The following is an 18,582-nucleotide window of genomic DNA, read 5'->3' as shown; positions in this document are numbered from 1 at the left end:
CACGGCCACGGCCCGTTGCGGGACGGTCCGTTGCCTGCCTCCGCCTGCCCCGGCCCCACCCGCCGGTTGCTGGCCGCCGGGACGCCCGGGCCGCGCAGGCCCGACGCCGGGCGCTGCGGTGCCGCCGGGGCGGTCGTGCCCGGCGCGGCCGGGGCGGCCGGAGCCGGACGACCGACGCCCAGCGCGGGGGCCTGCTGCTCGTCGCGCTCGACCGCAACGGCGCCGGCGCCGGCCTCGCCGTCGATGGTCGGCGCGGAGTACTGCAGGCCCTGCTGCTGCGGCGCCCTGCCCAGGCCCTTGGCCCGGATCTCGACCGGCTTGTCCAGCAGCTGGACCTCCTCGGCCTCGGGCTCCGGCTCGTTGACCTGGACCTCGAGGTTGTAGAGGAAGCCGACCGTCTCCTCCTTGATGCCGTCCATCATGGTGGCGAACATGTCGAAGCCCTCGCGCTGGTATTCCACCACCGGGTCGCGCTGGGCGTACGCCCGCAGGCTGATGCCCTCCTGGAGGTAGTCCATCTCGTAGAGGTGCTCGCGCCACTTGCGGTCGATGACCTGGAGCAGGACCATCCGCTCCAGCTGGCGGGTGCCCTCCTCACCGAGCTGCTCCTCGCGCCGGTCGTACGCGGCGTGCGCGTCCTCCTTGAGGCGGGAGAGCAGGAAGTCCGCGTCGATGCCGGCCCGAGAGCCGCCGGCCTCCTCCTCCAGCTCGTCGATCGTCATACCCACGGGGTAGAGCTGCTTGAGGCTGGCCCAGAGCTGCTCCAGGTCCCAGTCCTCGGCGTAGCCGTCGGCGGTGGCCCCCTGCACGTACGCGCCGACGACGTCGTCGATCATGTTGCGGACCTGGTCGGAGAGGTCCTCGCCGTTGAGCACCCGCAGCCGCTCGGCGTAGATCACCTGGCGCTGCTTGTTCATGACCTCGTCGTACTTGAGGACGTTCTTGCGGATCTCGGCGTTCTGACCCTCGATCTGGGCCTGCGCGCTCTTGATCTGCTTGGTGACCATCTTCGACTCGATGGGCACGTCCTCCGGGATGTTGAAGCGCTCCATGACCGCCTCGACGGCGCCGGAGCGGAAGCGCTTCATCAGCTCGTCCTGGAGGGAGAGGTAGAAGCGGGACTCGCCGGGGTCACCCTGTCGGCCCGACCGGCCGCGCAGCTGGTTGTCGATGCGGCGGGACTCGTGCCGCTCGGTGCCCAGCACGTAGAGGCCACCGGCGGCGGCGACCTCCTCCGCCTCGGCCTCGCAGGCCTGCTTCCACTGGGGCAGGACCTCCTCCATCGCCTTGGCGTACTCCTCCTCCTGCTCGATCGGGTCGAGGCCGCGCTGGCGCAGCTCGTTGGCGGCGAGGAACTCGGCGTTGCCACCGAGCAGGATGTCGGTGCCGCGGCCGGCCATGTTGGTGGCGACGGTGACGGCGCCCTTGCGGCCCGCCTGGGCGACGATCTCGGCCTCGCGGGCGTGGAACTTGGCGTTCAGCACGGAGTGCGGGATGCCGCGCCGGCGCAGCAGCTGGGAGATGATCTCGGAGTTCTCCACCGAGACCGTGCCGACGAGCACCGGCTGGCCCATCGCGTGCCGCTCGGCGATGTCCTCCACCACGGCGTTGAACTTGGCCTTCTCGGTCTTGTAGATCACGTCCGGCCGGTCCTGCCGGACCATCGGCCGGTGGGTCGGGATCGTCACCACGCCGACCTTGTAGACCTTGTTGAACTCGCCCGCCTCGGTCTGGGCGGTACCGGTCATGCCGGAGAGCTTGTCGTAGAGGCGGAAGTAGTTCTGGAGGGTGATGGTGGCCAGGGTCTGGTTCTCCTGCTTGATCTCCACCCCCTCCTTGGCCTCGATGGCCTGGTGCATGCCCTCGTTGTAACGGCGGCCGTGCAGGATGCGCCCGGTGAACTCGTCGACGATCAGAACCTCGCCGTCGCTGACGATGTAGTCCTTGTCGCGCTTGTAGAGCTCCTTGGCCTTGATGGCGTTGTTGAGGTAGCCCACCAGCGGGGTGTTGACCGACTCGTAGAGGTTGTCGATGCCCAGACGGTCCTCGACCTTGGCCACGCCGCGCTCGGTGACCGCGATGGTGCGCTTGGAGTGGTCGACCTCGTAGTCGCCCTCGCCGTCCTTGCCGGGCTGCAGCCGGGCCACGACGCCCGCGAACTCGCCGTACCAGCGGGCGGAGTGCTCGGCCGGGCCGGAGATGATCAGCGGGGTGCGGGCCTCGTCGATGAGGATCGAGTCGACCTCGTCGACCACCGCGAAGTTGTGGCCGCGCTGGACCAGCTCCTCCTTCGACCACGCCATGTTGTCGCGCAGGTAGTCGAAGCCGAACTCGTTGTTGGTGCCGTAGGTGATGTCGCACTCGTAGGCGGCCCGGTGCTCGGCGGCCGGCCGGTTGGGCAGCACCACGCCGACGGTGAGGCCGAGGAACTCGTGCACCCGGCCCATCCAGGCGGCGTCGCGCTGGGCCAGGTAGTCGTTGACCGTGATGACGTGCACGCCGTCGCCGGAGAGCGCGTTGAGGTAGACCGGCATGACCGAGGTCAGGGTCTTGCCCTCACCGGTCTTCATCTCGGCGATGTTGCCGAAGTGCAGCGCCGCGCCGCCCATCACCTGGACGTCGTAGGGCCGCTGGCCCAGCACCCGGGCGGCCGCCTCACGGCAGACCGCGAACGCCTCCGGCAGCAGGTCGTCGAGGGTCTCGCCGTCGGCGAGCCGCTCCTTGAACTGGTCGGTCATGCCGCGCAGCTCGTCGTCGCTGAGGTTGACGTAGTCGTCCTCGATCGAGTTGACGGCGGCGGCGATGGCCTTCAGCCGGCGCACCATACGGCCCTCGCCCGCGCGGAGGACCTTTTCCAGAATCGACACGGATCAACGCTCCCCTAGACAGTCTCGAACCATCGTAGGCGCTTCATCGGCACGATGGTCACTGGTGGCGGCCCTCCGAGTCGGCGAAACCGACATAACACGCCCGACACGCGCCGCGCCGCCGAAATCCGGTTACGCCGTCCGCGAACGGTCCGGCACGATGGCTCGGGTGGAACCTGTGGAGATCACCGAGGCCGGACTGTTGCTGCGACCCTGGCGGGCGACCGACGCCGACGCGGTGCACCGGGCGTGCCAGGACCCGGACATCCAGCGCTGGACCACCGTACCGCGCCCGTACCTGACCGAACACGCCCTCAGGTTCGTCACCGAGGTGGCCACGGCGGACTGGGCGGCGGGCACCGGGGCGCCGTTCGCGGTCTGCGACGCCGCGACCGGCGGGCTGGTCGGCTCGTGCGGGCTGGTCTCGATCGACACCGGCCTGCGCTCCGCCGAGATCGGCTACTGGACCGCGCCCTGGGCCCGGGGCACGGGCGTGGCCGTCCGGGCCAGCCGGGCCGTCGCCCGCTGGGCCTTCGACTCGCTGGCGCTGCGCCGGCTGATCTGGCAGGCCGAGGTCGGCAACCACGCCTCCCGCCTGGTCGCGCTCCGGGCGGGCTTCCGCGTCGAGGGCCGGCTGCGGCTCGCCGACCCCGCCCCCGACGGCAGCGCCGCGGGCTGGATCGGCTCCCTGCTCCCCGGCGAGGTGCCCGCGCCCGGGGAGGCCGGTCCGGCCGGCCCGGGCACCCTGGAGGCCCGCCGCGCCGCCGTCTTCGGCGGGCCCCAGCCCGTCCTCTTCGCCACCGCCGGCGCCACCGAGCTGCGGCTGCGCCCGATGGAGGAGCGCGACCTGGACGCGATCGCCGACACCTGCCGGGACCGGGAGACCGTCCGGTGGACCAGCGTGCCCGACCCGTACGAGCGGGCGGACGCCGAGTCGTACCTCGACTACACCCGCGACACCTGGGCCGGCGGCAGCAGCGCCTGCTTCGTGGTCGCCGACGCCGAGGACCGGTACGTCGGCACGATCGACCTGCGGCTCTCCGCCGCCGACCCGCTGATGGCCGACGTGGGCTTCATGGCCGCCCCCCGGGCCCGGGGCCACGGCTACCTGCCGGCCGCGCTGACCGCGCTCGGCGCCTGGGGCTTCACCACGCTGGGCCTGGCCCGGATCGAGTGGCGGGCCAACGTCGGCAACACCGCCTCCCGTCGGGTCGCCGAGAAGGCGGGCTTCACGGTCGAGGGCACTGCCCGGGGCGGGCTCACCCACCGTGGCGAACGGGTGGACGCCTGGGTCGGCGCGCTGTTGGCCGAGGACCTGACGTGACGCCCGAGGTGATCGAGGCCGACGGGGTGCGGCTGCGGCAGTTTCACCCCGGCGACGTCGCCGACCTCGCCGCGGGCTGCGGCGACCCGGTCAACCTGCGGTTCAACCCCGGCATGCCGCAGCCGTACACCGAGGCCGACGCCCGCTGGTGGATCGCCGAGGGCGCTCCCGCGGCCTGGGCCGCCGGCGGGGCCGCGTACGCCATCGCCGATTCGGCCGCCGACCGGCTGGTCGGCGGCGCGGGCATCGGCCAGGTCGTGGCGGCGCGACGGCAGGCGGAGGTTGGCTACTGGGTCGCGCCGTGGGCGCGGCGGCGCGGGATCGCCACCGCCGCGACGCGGGCCCTGGCCGACTCCGCGCTCCGGCACGGTATCGACCGGCTGGAACTGATGACCCACGCCGAGAACCCGGCCAGCCAGCGGGTGGCGCTCGCCGCCGGCTTCACCCACGAGGGGGTACGCCGGGCGGCCGGCCAGGTGCGCGGCGGCGGCCGGACGGACCTGCTCGCCTGGGTACGGCTCGCCGACGACCCGCCCGGTCCCGCCCCCCGGCTCCTGCCGGACCTGCCCGACGGCCGGCTCGCCGACGGCGTGGTGACCCTCCGCCGGCTCGGCCCGGACGACGTCGAGGTGATGTACCGCCTGCACACGCGGCCGGAGGTGGTGGCGAACCAGGCCCCGCCGGTGCCCCCGACCCGGGCGGCCGTCGAGCGGCGTTGCCTGCTGGCCGAGAGCGCGTGGCTCACCGGCACCATCGCCCGCATGCTGATCGTCGACGCGGTCACCGGCGAGCCGGCGGGCAGTTGCGGGCTCAGCCTCTCCGACCCGGAGGCCGGTGAGGGTTCGATCGGCTACGCGCTCCTGCCCGACCAGCGGGGACGCGGGCTGGCCACCCGGGCGGTACGGCTGCTGGCCGGCTGGGCGTTCGGCCCGGCCGGCATCGCCCGGCTGGTCGCCGGCACCGTGCCCGACAACACCGTCTCGCACGGGGTGCTGGAGCGGGTGGGTTTCCGCCGGGAGGGCCTGCTGCGCGGGCGGCTGCCGGGGCTCGCCGGCACCCGCCTCGACGACCTGGTCTTCGCGCTGCTCCCCGACGACCTGCGGTGACCCGGCGCGTGGCGCCCCGGAGGGTCCCGCCCGGGTGCCGTGGTGGCGGCGTGGGCCGCCACCACGACCCGTGAGGATCAGACGGCGAGGGAGATGATGCCGTAGTCGTAGGCGTGCCGCCGGTAGACGACGCTCGGACGGCCGGACTCCTTGTCCTGGAACAGGTAGAAGTCGTGGCCGACGAGTTCCATCTGGAACAGGGCGTCGTCGACGGTCATCGGCTCGGCGGGGTGGACCTTCTCCCGCGCGATGTGCCAGGGCTGGTCGTGCTCCTCCTCGGTCCGTTCGGCGACGGCGGTGGCCGTGCCGGAGCCGTCGGGGGACGCCCCCAGCGGCGCGTCGAGGCCGGCGACCGGCAGGCCGGCGGTGGCGGCGGCGACGGAGAGCGGCGCGTGCCGGCCCCGGTGGACGCGGCGACGGTCGGCCGCCCGGCGCAACCGGGTGTCCAGCTTGGCTATGGCCGCGTCGAGCGCGCTGTAGAAGTCGTTCGTGCATGCCTCCGCCCGCATCACCGGGCCACGGGAAACGCACGTGATTTCGACGCGCTGGCAGTGGTCCGCCTGGCGCGGATTGCGCTCGTGAAACAGCTCTACATCGACACGAATAAGTTTGTGGTCGTAGCGTTCGATCTTCGCGAGTTTCTCCGCCACGTGCACCCGGTAATGATCCGGCACTTCGACGTTACGGCCCTTGACCACGATGTCCATGTGACCTCCCTAGTTCGGACGGTCGTTCTTCCGGCATCCGGCCGTACGCCCCGGGGGAGGTCCCACTCGGCGTCGACCGGTCAGTGCGGCTACGCCTCCTTTCACCGCCGGGGGCGGGTGGAAAAGACCTCCTACCCCGACAGGAAAACGCTAACTCCTGTTCGCCCGACAGTCACCCCCGGTCGCCGCGACGATCAACAAATTTTCACAGCTCATACACCAACGGGTGAAACGGGAACACGCAGCGCTACGGTCGGTGCCGTTTCTCGGTCGCGGCGAGCACCGCGGCCACCGTGGGTGACAGTCCGCTCGCGGTCAGCGCCCGGCCCACCGCGGCGAGGGTGGCGCCCGTGGTCAGGATGTCGTCGAGCACCACCACCGCCGCCCCGTCGGGCCCGGAGGGGACCCGCCGCCGGACCCGGAACGCGGACTCGGCCGCCGCCGCCCGAGCGGCGCTGTCCAGCGTCACCGAGTCGGCGCGGGGCAGGGCCCGCAGGGGGCGGCGCACCAGCACCGGCCAGCCCGCCCGGCGCAGCCGGTCCGCGCAGTGCCGGGTCAGCCGGTCGAGGTGGTCGCCGTAGCGGGCGCGGGCCGCCGCCGCGGTGTCCGGCACCGGCACCAGCGTCACCGGGCGGGTCTCGCCCACCGCCGCCGCCACGACCTCGGCCAGCAGCGCCCCCAGCGGCCGGGCCAGCCCGTGCCGGCCGTGGTCCTTGTACGCCAGCAGCGCCTCCCGCAGCGGGCCGGCGTACGGGCCGAGGGCGACGCAGGGCGGCAGGTCGGGCGGGGCGGGTGTGGGACGTACGGCCCTGGGGCGCAGCGCGCCGAGCGTCGCCGCGCACTCCGGGCAGACGCCGTGCCGGAGCCCCGGGCGGCGCTCGCGGCACCCGGCGCACTCCACCGGCAGCACCAGGTCGGTGAGGTCCGCCCAGAGCCCGCCGAGATCCCGCACGGCAGTCAGTAGAGGAAGAAGGGGGCGGTCGGGTTGCCGGCGCGCGCGCCGTCCGACGGCGGCGTGACCTCCTGCACCTGCTCGGGCTGGATGCGCTCGAACGGGCCGCTGCGGTACGCCACCCCGTTGGCCTCGTACATCGCGGCGCCGGGGCGCCCCACGGCGTCCGCGGGGTACGCGGCGAGGTGCGTCACGCGGGCGCCGATCTTGTCCTCCAGCCGGCTCTCCCGGGCGCCGTCCACGCTGACCTCGTACACCGCCGGGCGACCGACCGCGCCCGCGAGGACCAGGGTGTTCTCGCCGTACCAGTCGACGGCCGACAGGCTGGTCAGCCGGGTGTGCAGCCGGCGGGCCGGGCCGGGGGTGACCCCCGAGCCGTCGGGGCTGAGGGCGGCGACGTGGAGCGTGCCCCCGGCGATGACGGCGATGCGGTGGCCGTCCAGCGAGGCCGCCACCGCGGTCACCGGGCCGGGTACGCCCAGCGACACGGCGGTGAGCTGCGCCTGGGCGTCGAAGCGGTAGAGGCTGCCGTCGGCGACCACCAGCCCGGCCGGCTGCCCCCGGTAGGTCGAACGCAGCCAGACGGGGCGGCTCATGGCGGCGTAGCCCTTGGCGCTGCGGGTGAGGACGGGCACCGGGTCGGCGCCGGTGCCCACGGAGAGCCACTGACGGTTGGCGTCGGTGACCACCAGCGCCGCCAGGATCTGGTTGTCGGCGCGGCTGAACCCGGCGGACACGACGTTCCGGTTCGCCTTGGCGTCCACGGGCACCCGACCGCTCGGCTCCCCGGCGTAGGCGAGCGGGTGGACGGCTCCCTCGTAGACGCAGAACCGCTGCGGATTGTCCATGAGCTGGTGCACCGGGCGCTCCCGGCGGCGCCGCTCCAGGTCCGGGATGAACTCCTGGGACTGGTTGCGGATCTTGATGTCGAGCGGCCCGTCGAGGTCCGACAGCGACCAGGCGAGTTGCGTGCCGAGCTGCTCCAGCCGGGCCTTGTCCTCCGGCATCTCCAGGTCGACCTCCCAGCGGCCGTCCGTCCGGGTGGCGTTGTTGATCAGGCGGGTGCCGTCCGGCAGCCGGCGCACGGCCGTGCCGAGCCAGGCCGAGGGCCCGGCGGTCAGCCACTTGACCACCTCGCTCACCCGCCGCTCGTCCGGCACGGCGAGGGGCAGGTAACGCTGGTCGGGGACGAGGCGGGTGCGGTCGTTGTTCCAGAAGTAGATCGTCCGGCTCTGGTAGTACGTCTCCAGCGCCTCGACGCTGAGCAGCAGCGAGGTGGGCGGGCTCGCCACGTACAGCCCGCCGTCCGTCAGGCTCTCCTGCCCGGGCTGGCTGCGCAGCTCGAAGGTGTACGCCGTGGTGCTGGTCTCCGGCGGGCCCAGCGTGCCGTCGGTGCGCAGCTGCCCGACCTGCTGCACCTTGAGGGTGACCTCGGTCCGGTCCGGGGCGTACACGATCACCGGCTCCTCGGTGAGCCGGACGACGGCCAGCGCGACCTCGCTGCCCTGCTTGGTCTGGAGGCGGTCGCGGTCCGCCGGCACGATGAACTGCCGGACCCGCTGGTACGCCCCGTCCGGTTCACCGGCCGCGGCGGAGAGGAAGTTCTGGACGAACTGCTCGTCGTCGGTGCCGGCCGCGCTCCGGCTCGGGGGCTCGCCCCGGCTGCCGCTGGTCGAGCCGCCCTCCGCCGCCGGTCCCGGGCCATCCACCCGTACGTCGGTGTTCTCCGGAATGCCGCAGCCGACCGCGCCGCCCAGCAGCAGCGCGCCGCCGAGCAGCCCGGCGAGCAGCCGACGCCTCACGACCCCACCTCCGCCCGCCCGCCGTTGCCCGGCCGCCCCGGACCGACGGTCAGCGCGCCGTCGGCGCCCGGACCGATCGCGAGTGCGCCCTGAGTGCCGGGGCCGATGGCGAGCGACCCGCCCGCCCGGGGACCGCCGAAGGGCAACGTGGCGTCGGCCGGGACCAGCCGCAGCGGTGAGGTGGTCAACCGGTCGCCGGCCCGCGACGGCAGGGTGAGCCGGAACTGGGCGCCCTGCCCGGGGGATCCCCAGGCCTCCAGCCAGCCGCCGTGCAGCCGGGCGTCCTCCAGGCTGATCGACAGGCCGAGCCCGGTGCCGCCGGTCTGCCGGGCGCGGGACGGGTCGGCCCGCCAGAAGCGGTTGAACACCAGCTTCTCCTCGCCCGGCTTGAGCCCCACCCCGTGGTCGCGGACGGTGATCGCCACCGCCGTGTCGTCCACCCCGAGCGTGATCAGCACCGGCTTGGCCTCGCCGTGCTCGACGGCGTTGCCGACCAGGTTGCGCAGCACCCGCTCCACCCGCCGGGGGTCTACCTCGGCGATCACCGGGGTGCCGGGGACGTCCAGCTCGATGGCCACCCCGACGCGCTCGGCGAGACCGGCCAGCCGGTCGGCCACCCGGTGCACCACCGGCACCAGGTCGGTCGGCTCGGAGTCCAGCATGGCGAAGCCGGCGTCGAAACGGCTGATCTCCAGCAGGTCGGTCAGCAGCTCCTCGAACCGGTCCAGCTCGGCCTGGAGCAGCTCGGCGCTGCGGGCCACCGCCGGGTCGAACTCGTCGCGCTCCGCGAAGATCAGGTCGGCGGCCATCCGGACCGTGGTCAGCGGGGTGCGCAGCTCGTGCGAGACGTCGGAGGTGAAGCGGCGTTGCAGCCGGGACATCTCCTCCAACCGCAGGATCTGCCGTTGCAGGTTCGTCGCCATCTGGTTGAACGACGCCGCGAGCAGGGCGAGGTCGTCCTCGCCGCTGACCACCATGCGCTGGTCGAGCAGGCCGGCGGAGAGCCGCTGGGCCGTCCGGGCGGCGACCCGCACCGGGGTCACCACCAGCCGGGTGACCAGGCCGGCGAGCAGGCCGAGCAGGAGCACCAGGGCCGCCCCGGTGGCGGCCACGGTGTCCCGGACCTCGGCGGCCGTGGCGTCCTGCCGGGCCAGCGGCACGAGGTAGTAGAGCTCCACCTGACCGAACCGGGTGGGCACCGGGGAGCCGTAGACCAGGTACTTCGTGCGCTCCTCGCCGAGGCGCCCGGTGCGGATCTGGCTGGCGACCTTGCCCCCGGCGACCGTCTCGCGCAGCTCCGGGCTGATCAGCGGGCGGACGTTGACGGCGGGCGAGGAGCGGGGCTGGATGGCCCCGGTGTGGTTGTCGGCGGCGAGCGCCACGATCACGCCGGTGGTCTGCTGCGGGTCACCGCCGGCCAGGTAGTTGACCGTGCCCTCGATGGTCTCCTGGAGCTGCGTCTCCTGCGGCTGGTTGTAGAGGCCGAACTGCTTCGCCGCGTACGCCGCGCCGCTGTCCAGCCGCAGCCCCACGTCGGTCTCGACGTTCTCCACGAGGATGCCGGTGATCTTGTCGGCGATCAGGTAGGCGAAGCCGCCCACGAGCAGGCTGGAGGCGACCAGTGTGATGGTCACCACCCGCAGCTGCAGCGACCGCCGCCAGGCCTGACGCGACCCGGTGAGCAGGCGCGCGGCCCGGCCGCTCACCCCGCGCCACAGCTCCCGCACGGCGACACGCCTGCGCGGGTCTGCCGTCGGGGGGTCCGGAATCGGGGAGGTGGCCACAGTGTGACCAGGCTATCCGGTGCCCGCCTTGTAGCCCACGCCCCGCACGGTGAGGATGATTTCCGGCCGCTCCGGATCCGGCTCGATCTTGGCTCGCAGCCGCTGCACGTGCACGTTGACCAGCCGGGTGTCCGCCGCGTGCCGGTAGCCCCAGACCTGCTCCAGCAGCACCTCGCGGGTGAACACCTGGCGCGGCTTGCGGGCGAGCGCGACCAGCAGGTCGAACTCCAGCGGCGTCAGCTTCACCTCCTCGCCGTCGCGGCTGACGGTGTGCGCCGGCACGTCGATGGTGATCTGGTTGCCGGGCGGCCCGATGGTCAGCATCTCCGGGGCGACGTCCTCGCCCCGGCGCAGCCGCGCCCGCATCCGGGCGACCAGCTCCTTGGGCTTGAACGGCTTGACCACGTAGTCGTCGGCCCCGGACTCCAGGCCGAGCACCACGTCGACGGTGTCGCTCTTGGCGGTCAGCATGACGATCGGCACGCCCGACTCGGCCCGGATCGACCGCGCCACGTCGATGCCGCTCATGCCGGGGAGCATGAGGTCGAGCAGGACGATGTCCGGGCGGTTCTCGCGGAACGCGGCCAGCGCCCGCTCCCCGTCGGCGACGAAGGAGGGCAGGAAGCCCTCGCTGCGCAGGACGATGCCGAGCATCTCGGCGAGCGCGGGGTCGTCGTCGACCACCAGTACCCGGGCTCTCATGGGGTTAATGTTTCCATCCCCTTCAGTTCGGTGGGATCCCCGTCACCCGGCACGGTACTGCCGTGGGACCTCGCCGCCCAGCAGCAGGTGCCCGGCGTCGCCGCCCCGACGTGCGGGTCCACCCGATCGGAACGGGCGTGTCACCATGATCCCCGCGTGCGCCGTCACGCGCCACCGCCGTCCCTCCCCAGGAGTACGCGTGCCCGACGCCGGCCCGACCGCCGTGCTCCCGCGCCGCCCCCTCACGGTCGGCGAGCTGCTGGACTCCGCGGTCCTGCTGCTGCGCGGCCAGGCCGGGGTGCTGGTGCCGGTCGCCCTCGCGCTGGCCGTGGCCGAACAGCTCCTGCTGTACCCGCTGCGCCTCGCCGCCGGCGCGACGCCACCCGCCTGGCTCCCGGAGTTCCGGCACTTCGGCGTGTACTGGCTGCTGCTGGCCGTGGGCGCGGCCACCGAGGCGGTGATCGTCCTGCTGCTCGGCAACCCGGCCGCCCGCGCCGCGGGGGGCGCCCTGTTCGGCCGCACGGTCGGCCCCCGGGAGCTGCTCCGCCCGGCCGGCGCGAGATGGGGCGCCACCGCACTGCTCGCCGCGCTGGCCGGCGTGGTGATGTGCGGGCTCGCGCTGTTCGGGCCGGGGTGGTTCATCGGCTTCGCCCTGCTCGGCGCCGTGGCGCCGGCGCTGGTCGTGGACCGGGTGCACCCGCTGCGTGCCCCGCTGCGCTCCGCCGCGCTGGCCGTCCGCGGCGCCGGCCGGGCCGGCTGGATCCGGCTGCTCGGCTACCTGGTCTGGTGGATCGTCCGCCTCGGCATCGGCATCGGCGTCTACCTCGGGCTGGATTCGTTCGATCTCGTCGACCGGGCCTGGGCCGGCTGGCTGTCGCTGGCCGTCTGGGCGGGCGTGAACAGCGTCGCCTACCCGGCCCTGGCCTGCCTGGACGCGGTGCTGCACCTGGAGAACCGGATGCGTACCGAGGGACTGGACATCCGGCTCTCCCGCGCCCGGGCGGGCACGCCCGAGGCCGTGCTGCTGGCGGCCGGCCGATGAACTTCAGCCGGTGGTGGACCGAGACCACGGCGGCGCTCGGCGACCGGGTGCCACTGCCCCTGGTCGCGCTGCTGCTGGTGCTCGTCGCGGTGCTGGTCGCGGCCGGCTGGTACACGTTCCCGGCCTGGGTCCCCCGGCGGCTGCCCCGGCTGCGCCGACGCCGCCGCAAGCCCGCGCCGCCGGACGCCCCGGCGCCGGTCGTCCCCGCGCCCCGCGAGCCCGAGCTGCCGGCTGCCGCGTACGTCTCCCTCGCGGACCGGCTCGCCGCCGAGGGCCGGTACGCCGAGGCCGTCCGGGAGCGGCTGCGGGCGATGGTCCGGGAGCTGGCCGTCCGACACGTGGCGCAGCCGCAGCCCGGCATGACCGTCGTCGAGCTGGTGCGGGCCGCGACCGACAGCCGGCCGCAGGTCGGCCCGCCGCTGAGCGCCGCCGGCGCGATCTTCTCCGAACTCTGGTACGGCCAACGCCCGGCCTCCGTCGAACACGACCACCGGATGCGCGAGCACGCCGCCGAGCTGGACCGGGTGCTGACCGGGCACCCCGAGGACGGGCCCCGAGCATGAGCGCACCCGCCACCGCCGCCCCGCCGGCCCCCCGGACCGCCGCCGCTCCCCGGCGCCGTTGGCACCGGCTGCTGATCCCACTCGGCCTGGCCGCGCTGCTGCTGACCACGACCCTGGTCACCCACGCGGTCGACCAGCCCGACCCCGACGACCGGGGGTTCCTCTCCCCCGTCGCGACCGGGGACGACGGCGGCAGCCGGCTCGCCGACGCGCTGCGCGAGCGAGGCGTCACCGTGCAGCGGGAGACGGACACGCTGCGTGCCCTGCTGGCCGCCCGCGACCGGGCGGCCACGCTCTTCGTGCCGGCGCCGGCACTGCTGCACCCGGACACGGTCGGCGCGCTGGAGTCGCTGCCCTCGACCACCAGGGTGGTGCTGGTGGATCCACCGCGACGGGTGCTGGAGGCGGCCGGGCTGGCGGTGCGTCCCGCCGACCGGCGGTGGGCCGCCCAGGCGGTGCAGCCGGACGCCCGGGGCCTGCCCTGCCCGTTGCCCGAGCTGCGCCAGCTGGGGCGGGCGGCGGTCGGGCTGCAACGCTACGCGGCCACCCCGGACGCCTCGACGCCCGTCCGGTTCTGCTTCGCCGACGGGCTCGCCCTGCTGCCCCGGGTCCCCGACGGCACGGTGGTGGTGGGCGCCAGCGACCCGTTCCGCAACGACCGGATCGACGAGTGGGACAACCGGGCGTTCGCCACCGCGCTGCTCGGCGGGCCGGGTCGGGTGGTGTGGCTCGATCTGGCGGGCCCCGAGCCCCCGCCGGTCTTCGGGGGCGGCAGCTCCGGGAGCCCGGCCTGGTCGCCCACGCCGGGCGGCTCCACCGGGAACGGCGGACCGGGCAGCGGCACCGGCACGGGAGACGGCACCGGTGACGGGCGGCCCGGCGGTTCCGGCGGAGACCCCGACGGGGACTCCGACGACGGCGACGCCGAGGACCGTGCCGACAGACCCGACCCGCCCAACCCGTTGTGGTCCGCCTTCCCCGGCTGGCTGTGGGCGTTGCTGGCCCAGCTCGCCGTGGCGGCCCTGCTGGCCGCGCTCTGGCGGGCCCGCCGGCTCGGACCGCCGGCGGTGGAGCCGCTGCCGGTCACGGTCCGTGCGGCCGAGACGGTGCTCGGCCGGGCGCGGCTCTACGAGAAGGCCGGTGCCCGCGACGCCGCCGCCCGGACGCTGCGGGCCGCCGCCCTCGACCGCCTGACGCCCCGGCTGCACCTGCCGCCGACCGCGCCGCCGGCCGACGTGGCCGCCGCGGTGGCCGCCCGCACCGGCGACGACCCGCGGTGGACCGACGAGGTGCTGCACGGCGCCGGGCCCGAGACCGACGGGGAACTGCTGGACCTGGCCCGCGCGCTGGACCGGCTCACCCGCGCCGTCGCCCCGCACGCCACCGACGCGCCGCCCCCGCCCGCCCCGTCTCCGGCCGCGGTGCCGTTCCACGAGGGACCGCCCCCGGCCGCCGAGGGGCCGCCACCGCCCGCCGTACCGCCCCCGCACCGAGCCGAAGGAGACCCCCGGTGACCCGACCCGCCGGCACCGCCGAGCCGCCGACCATCGATCCCGTCGACCCCCGCGCCGCCCTGCACCGGCTGCGCGCCGAGGTCGCCAAGGCGGTCGTCGGGCAGGACGCGGTCGTCACCGGCCTGGTGATCGCCCTGCTCTGCCGCGGGCACGTGCTGCTGGAGGGCGTGCCGGGCGTCGCCAAGACCCTGCTGATCCGCACCGTGGCCACCGCCCTCGACCTGGGGTCCAAGCGGGTGCAGTTCACCCCGGACCTGATGCCGGGCGACGTCACCGGCTCGCTGATCTTCGACCCGCACACCGCCGCCTTCACCTTCCGCGAGGGACCGGTCTTCACCAACCTGCTGCTCGCCGACGAGATCAACCGGACGCCCCCGAAGACCCAGTCGGCGCTGCTGGAGGTCATGGAGGAGCGACAGGTCTCGGTGGAGGGCGAACGGCGGCCGTTGCCCGATCCGTTCATCGTCGCCGCCACCCAGAACCCGATCGAGTACGAGGGCACCTACCCGCTGCCGGAGGCGCAGCTCGACCGGTTCCTGCTCAAGCTCACCGTGCCGCTGCCCAACCGGGACGAGGAGCTGGGCGTGCTCCGCGCGCACCACGCCGGCTTCGACCCGCGCGACCTGGCGGCCGCCGGCGTACGCCCGGTGGCCGACGCGGCCGACCTGGCGGCGGCCCGGGCGGCGGTCGGCCGGGTGCACGTGGCCGAGCCGCTGTTCGGCTACATGGTCGACCTCTGCCGGGCCACCCGCAACACCCCGGCGCTGGAGCTGGGCGCCTCGCCCCGGGGCGCCACCGCGCTGCTCAACACGGCCAAGGCGTGGGCCTGGCTGGCCGGTCGCGACCACGTCGTACCGGACGACGTGAAGGCGGTGGCCCGGCCGACGCTGCGCCACCGGCTGCGGCTGCGCCCCGAGGTGGAACTGGAGGGCGTCGGCGTGGACGCGGTGCTGGACACGGTGCTCGCCACCGTGCCGACGCCGCGATGACCTGGCGGGCGGCGCTCCTGCTGGCGGTCGGCGCGCTGACCCTGCCGGCCTGGCCGTCGCCGTTCGCCGGCCTGCTGGTGATGACCGGGACGGTGCTGCTGCTGGTGCTGCTCGACCGGGCGCTCGCCGCGCCGCCGGGCGCGCTCACGGCCGCCCGGCAGGGTGACCGCGCGGTCCGGCTCGGCGGCACCGCCACCGTCGCGCTGCTGCTGCACAACGCCTCCGGCCGTACGCTGCGGGCCCGGGTCCGCGACGCCTGGGTGCCCTCCGCCGGCGCCCGCCCCGACATGCCCCCGGCACAGCAGGTACGCGTCGAGCCGGGCGGGACGGTGGCCCTGCCCAGCCGGCTCACCCCGCTGCGGCGCGGCGACCGGCCGGCGGTGGCGCTGACGGTGCGCTCGTACGGGCCGCTGGGGCTGGGGTTCCGGCAGCGCTCCGGCCGGCCGGCCACCCCGCCGTGGACGGTACGCGTGCTGCCCCGCTTCGACTCCCGCCGGCACCTGCCGGAGAAGCTGTCCCGCCTGCGGGTCATCGACGGCACCCAGGTGAGCCGTGGGCGGGGCCAGGGCACCGAGTTCGACACCCTCCGCGAGTACGTGGTCGGCGACGACGTGCGCTCGATCGACTGGCGGGCGAGCGCCCGGCGGGCCGACGTGCTGGTGCGTACGTGGCGGCCAGAGCGGGACCGCCGGCTGGTGTGCGTACTGGACACCGGCCGGACGTCGGCGGTGCGGGTCGGCGACGAGCCCCGGCTGGACACCGCGATCGACGCCGCGCTGCTGCTCACCGCCCTGGCCGCCCGCGCCGGCGACCGGGTCGACGTGCTAGCCGTCGACACGGCGGTCCGGGCCACGGTGAGCGGCGGCGGCGGGCCGGCCCTGCTCTCCCGGGTGGTGCACGCCCTCGCCCCGCTCCAGCCGACGCTGGCGGAGACGGACTTCGACCTCGTCGCCGGCGAGCTGCTGCGCCGGCAGCGCCAGCGCAGCCTGGTGGTGCTCTTCACCGCGTTGGAGGCCGGCGCCCTCGGCGAGGGGCTGCTGCCGGTGCTCCCCCGGCTGGCCGCCCGGCACCGGGTGGTGATCGCGGCCACGCACGACCCGGTGCTGACCGCCCTCACCACCACCGTCCCGCAGCGCCCCGGGGACGCCTACGCCGCTGCGGCGGCCTGGCGCACGCTCGCCGAACGCGACCGGGTCCGCGCCGCCCTGGGCCGGCACGGCGTGACCGTCGTCGACGCCCCGGCAGGCCGACTGGCCCCCACGCTCGCCGACGCCTACCTGCGACTCAAGGCCCTCGGTCAGCTCTGATCGGGTTCGGCGGCGACGGCACGGCGGCCGAGGAGCACCACGTACGCCAGGAAGGCCAGCCAGACGGCGGCGCCCACGCCGACGCGGAGCGCGACCGGCACGGGCGCGGGGGTCACGAACGCCTCGATGAGGGCGGACACCGCGAAGAGCCCCACCAGTCCGACCGCGACCAGGACGCCCTCGCGTCCCGCCCGGGCCACCGCCTGCCCCCGGGTGAGCTGCGTCGGCGGCGCGATCCAGGCCCACCCGATGCGCAGGCCCACCCCGGCGGCCACGAAGACCCCGGTGAGTTCCAGCAGCCCGTGCGGGGTGATCAGGCCGAAGAAGACGTCGGCGCGGCCGTAGGCGACCATCACCCCGCCGACCACGCCGATGTTGAGCGCGTTCTGCCAGAGCAGGTAGAGCACGGGGACGATCAGCACCCCGGCGGCGAGGCACTGGGCGGCGAGCCAGGCGTTGTGCGTCCACAGGTGGAAGGCGAACGTCGGCGCGGCGAACTCGGTGTAGTAGCCGGCGAAACCGGACTCGACCAGGTCGGCGGCCGCCTCGTCGCCGATGAAGGCCGCCGCCGTCTCCGGGTTGCCCGCGACGAACCAGATCAGGAAGAGGCTGAGCAGGCTGAACCCCGTCGCCACCCCGCACCACCAGGGCCACGCGCGGTAGACCGCGCCGGGGAAGCCGGCCACGAAGAACCGCCCGAGCGCCGCCCGCGACGGGCGCGGCCGGCCGGTGAGCCGGGCCCTGGCGCGCAGCACCACCTGGGAGAGCTGGCTGACCAGTGCCGGGTCGGGTGAGCGGCTGCGCAGCACCGAAAGCTGGGTGGTCGCCCGCTGGTAGAGGGCGACCAGCTCGTCGACCTCGGCCGCGTCGAGCCGACCGCGCCCGGAGAGCTCCTCCAGCCGTCGCCACTGCCCGCCGTGTTCCGCGACGTACGCGTCGAGATCCACCGTCACCCCCGTCCGGCGATCATAGTGTTCACTGTCGGGGTGAGCGCACAACCACGACCGCCGGTCCGGCCCGTCCCGTGGGGCGACGCCGGGCTGGTCAGCGGGGAGGCCGTGGAGCTGGACGTCCGCGCCGCCCGGATCGGTTCCCGGGTGCTCGCGCTGCTGCTCGACGTCCTGGTCCAGGCGGCCCTGATGCTGGTGCTCTCCATGAGCGTCGGCGTCGTCCTGCTCAACCTGCCGGAGGGGCTGGTCGACGGCGCCCTGGCCGGGGGGATCGCGACGGTGGGCATGATCCTGGTGCTGGTCGGCTACCCGGTGCTGTGCGAGCGGTTCAACCACGGCCGCACGCTGGGCAAGATGGCCGTCGGCCTGCGGGTGGTCAGCGCCGACGGCGCCCCGGTGGCGGCGCGGCAGTCGCTGATCCGGGCGCTGGTCGGGGTGGCCGTGGAGTGGCCGGGCCTGGTGCTGCCGCTGGTGAGCTGGGTGGCCGGGGTCGCCGTGATGGTGACCGACCGGCGCGGGCGACGGCTGGGCGACCTCGTCGCGGGCACGCTGGTCGTGCACACCCGGGCGGCGACCGCCTGGCGGCCCGTCCCCACCGCCGTGCCCGCGCTCGCCGGCTGGGCGGACACCGTGGACCTGAGCCGGTTGGACGACGGCCTGGCGCTGGCCGCGCGGCAGTACCTGGCGCGGGTGCACCAGCTGGCGGAGCCGGCGCGCGGGCGGCTGGGGCGCGGGCTGTGGACCGAGGTCTCCGCGGTGATCGCGCCGCCCCCGCCGGCGGGCATGCCCGAGTCGGTCTACCTGGCCGCGGTCCTCGGCGAGCGGCACCGGCGGGCGAGGTACCGGCTGAGTCTCGGCCGGACCGCCACCGCGACGCTCTGGCCGGAACTGGTGCCCGGCCCGCCCGCGCCGCCCGGCCCGGCCCTGCCGCCCGCCACCCGGCCCGACGCGCCGGCCGGCCCGATCCGGCCGG

At 74.9% G+C, this 18,582-nt stretch carries 15 protein-coding genes; 8 read left to right on the top strand and 7 right to left on the bottom strand.

The genetic code is table 11. The features are described 5' to 3' along the window. Positions 1-2,867 (bottom strand): preprotein translocase subunit SecA (secA, locus tag V6U77_RS27540; RefSeq protein ID WP_334609655.1); only part of this gene is annotated, 2,867 nt, incomplete at its 3' end. A gap of 160 nt (positions 2,868-3,027) precedes the next feature. Here secA and V6U77_RS27535 point away from each other — a divergent pair. Both V6U77_RS27535 and V6U77_RS27530 read left to right on the top strand, forming a co-directional pair. Then, the gene (locus tag V6U77_RS27535) at positions 3,028-4,191 is read left to right on the top strand and encodes a GNAT family N-acetyltransferase (RefSeq protein WP_334609654.1); all 1,164 of its coding nucleotides are present in this window, start codon (positions 3,028-3,030) and stop codon (positions 4,189-4,191) included. Continuing rightward, a complete protein-coding gene (locus V6U77_RS27530; protein ID WP_334609653.1) occupies positions 4,188-5,297 on the top strand; it encodes a GNAT family N-acetyltransferase in 1,110 nt (369 codons plus the stop codon). The genes V6U77_RS27535 and V6U77_RS27530 overlap by 4 nt, the downstream gene beginning before the upstream one ends. A 77-nt stretch (positions 5,298-5,374) precedes the next feature. Here the strand turns inward: V6U77_RS27530 and hpf are convergent, their stop codons facing one another. From hpf to mtrA, 5 genes are all read right to left on the bottom strand, one after another. Further along, complete coding sequence (gene hpf, locus V6U77_RS27525) at positions 5,375-6,004, bottom strand: ribosome hibernation-promoting factor, HPF/YfiA family (protein WP_334609652.1); 630 nt, start codon at positions 6,002-6,004, stop codon at positions 5,375-5,377. 247 nt (positions 6,005-6,251) lie between these two features. Further along, positions 6,252-6,914: a ComF family protein gene (locus tag V6U77_RS27520; protein WP_334609656.1), complete on the bottom strand. Its 663-nt coding sequence runs from the start codon at positions 6,912-6,914 to the stop codon at positions 6,252-6,254. Positions 6,915-6,961: 47 nt separating this feature from the next. After that, positions 6,962-8,758, bottom strand: coding sequence for an LpqB family beta-propeller domain-containing protein (locus V6U77_RS27515; RefSeq protein ID WP_334609650.1), 1,797 nt, complete (start codon positions 8,756-8,758; stop codon positions 6,962-6,964). Beyond that, entirely contained in the window at positions 8,755-10,542 is a 1,788-nt protein-coding gene (gene mtrB, locus V6U77_RS27510; RefSeq protein WP_334609648.1) for an MtrAB system histidine kinase MtrB, read from the bottom strand. The genes V6U77_RS27515 and mtrB overlap by 4 nt, the downstream gene beginning before the upstream one ends. Positions 10,543-10,554: 12 nt before the next feature. Beyond that, positions 10,555-11,244: an MtrAB system response regulator MtrA gene (mtrA, locus tag V6U77_RS27505; protein ID WP_210835520.1), complete on the bottom strand. Its 690-nt coding sequence runs from the start codon at positions 11,242-11,244 to the stop codon at positions 10,555-10,557. Positions 11,245-11,443: 199 nt separating this feature from the next. Here mtrA and V6U77_RS27500 point away from each other — a divergent pair, with 199 nt between their 5' ends. From V6U77_RS27500 to V6U77_RS27480, 5 genes are read left to right on the top strand one after another with little or no spacing between them, the layout of a single operon-like run. Next, on the top strand, positions 11,444-12,286 hold the full coding sequence (locus V6U77_RS27500) for a hypothetical protein (RefSeq protein WP_334609647.1): 843 nt from the start codon (positions 11,444-11,446) through the stop codon (positions 12,284-12,286). Next, positions 12,283-12,849 (top strand): DUF4129 domain-containing protein, encoded by a 567-nt coding sequence (locus V6U77_RS27495; protein ID WP_334609646.1) that lies wholly within the window; start codon positions 12,283-12,285, stop codon positions 12,847-12,849. The genes V6U77_RS27500 and V6U77_RS27495 overlap by 4 nt, the downstream gene beginning before the upstream one ends. After that, a complete protein-coding gene (locus tag V6U77_RS27490) occupies positions 12,846-14,363 on the top strand; it encodes a DUF4350 domain-containing protein (RefSeq protein WP_334609645.1) in 1,518 nt (505 codons plus the stop codon). Before V6U77_RS27495 ends, V6U77_RS27490 begins: the two co-directional genes overlap by 4 nt. Continuing rightward, on the top strand, positions 14,360-15,352 hold the full coding sequence (locus tag V6U77_RS27485) for an AAA family ATPase (protein WP_334609644.1): 993 nt from the start codon (positions 14,360-14,362) through the stop codon (positions 15,350-15,352). The genes V6U77_RS27490 and V6U77_RS27485 overlap by 4 nt, the downstream gene beginning before the upstream one ends. After that, on the top strand, positions 15,349-16,659 hold the full coding sequence (locus V6U77_RS27480) for a DUF58 domain-containing protein (protein ID WP_334609643.1): 1,311 nt from the start codon (positions 15,349-15,351) through the stop codon (positions 16,657-16,659). Before V6U77_RS27485 ends, V6U77_RS27480 begins: the two co-directional genes overlap by 4 nt. On the opposite strand, the gene V6U77_RS27475 is transcribed toward V6U77_RS27480, so the two are convergent. Next, positions 16,650-17,612, bottom strand: a complete 963-nt coding sequence (locus tag V6U77_RS27475; protein WP_334609642.1) for a stage II sporulation protein M — start codon at positions 17,610-17,612, stop codon at positions 16,650-16,652. The genes V6U77_RS27480 and V6U77_RS27475 overlap by 10 nt on opposite strands. Positions 17,613-17,645: 33 nt before the next feature. Here V6U77_RS27475 and V6U77_RS27470 point away from each other — a divergent pair. Continuing rightward, positions 17,646-18,582 (top strand): RDD family protein (locus V6U77_RS27470; RefSeq protein ID WP_334609641.1); only part of this gene is annotated, 937 nt, incomplete at its 3' end.

It is taken from the genome of Micromonospora sp. CPCC 205546, from assembly GCF_036902715.1.
Lineage (GTDB): Bacteria > Actinomycetota > Actinomycetes > Mycobacteriales > Micromonosporaceae > Micromonospora.
Note: the sequence above shows the minus strand (reverse complement) of the source record. Positions and strands in the feature narration are given on the sequence as shown.

Excerpts from the sequence above, each read along its gene's own strand:
- V6U77_RS27480 (WP_334609643.1), top strand. The coding sequence starts at position 15,349 with ATGACCTGGCGGGCGGCGCTCCTGCTGGCGGTCGGCGCGCTGACCCTG.
- V6U77_RS27535 (WP_334609654.1), top strand. The coding sequence starts at position 3,028 with ATGGCTCGGGTGGAACCTGTGGAGATCACCGAGGCCGGACTGTTGCTG.
- hpf (WP_334609652.1), bottom strand. The coding sequence starts at position 6,004 with ATGGACATCGTGGTCAAGGGCCGTAACGTCGAAGTGCCGGATCATTAC.
- V6U77_RS27495 (WP_334609646.1), top strand. The coding sequence starts at position 12,283 with ATGAACTTCAGCCGGTGGTGGACCGAGACCACGGCGGCGCTCGGCGAC.
- mtrA (WP_210835520.1), bottom strand. The coding sequence starts at position 11,244 with ATGAGAGCCCGGGTACTGGTGGTCGACGACGACCCCGCGCTCGCCGAG.
- V6U77_RS27490 (WP_334609645.1), top strand. The coding sequence starts at position 12,846 with ATGAGCGCACCCGCCACCGCCGCCCCGCCGGCCCCCCGGACCGCCGCC.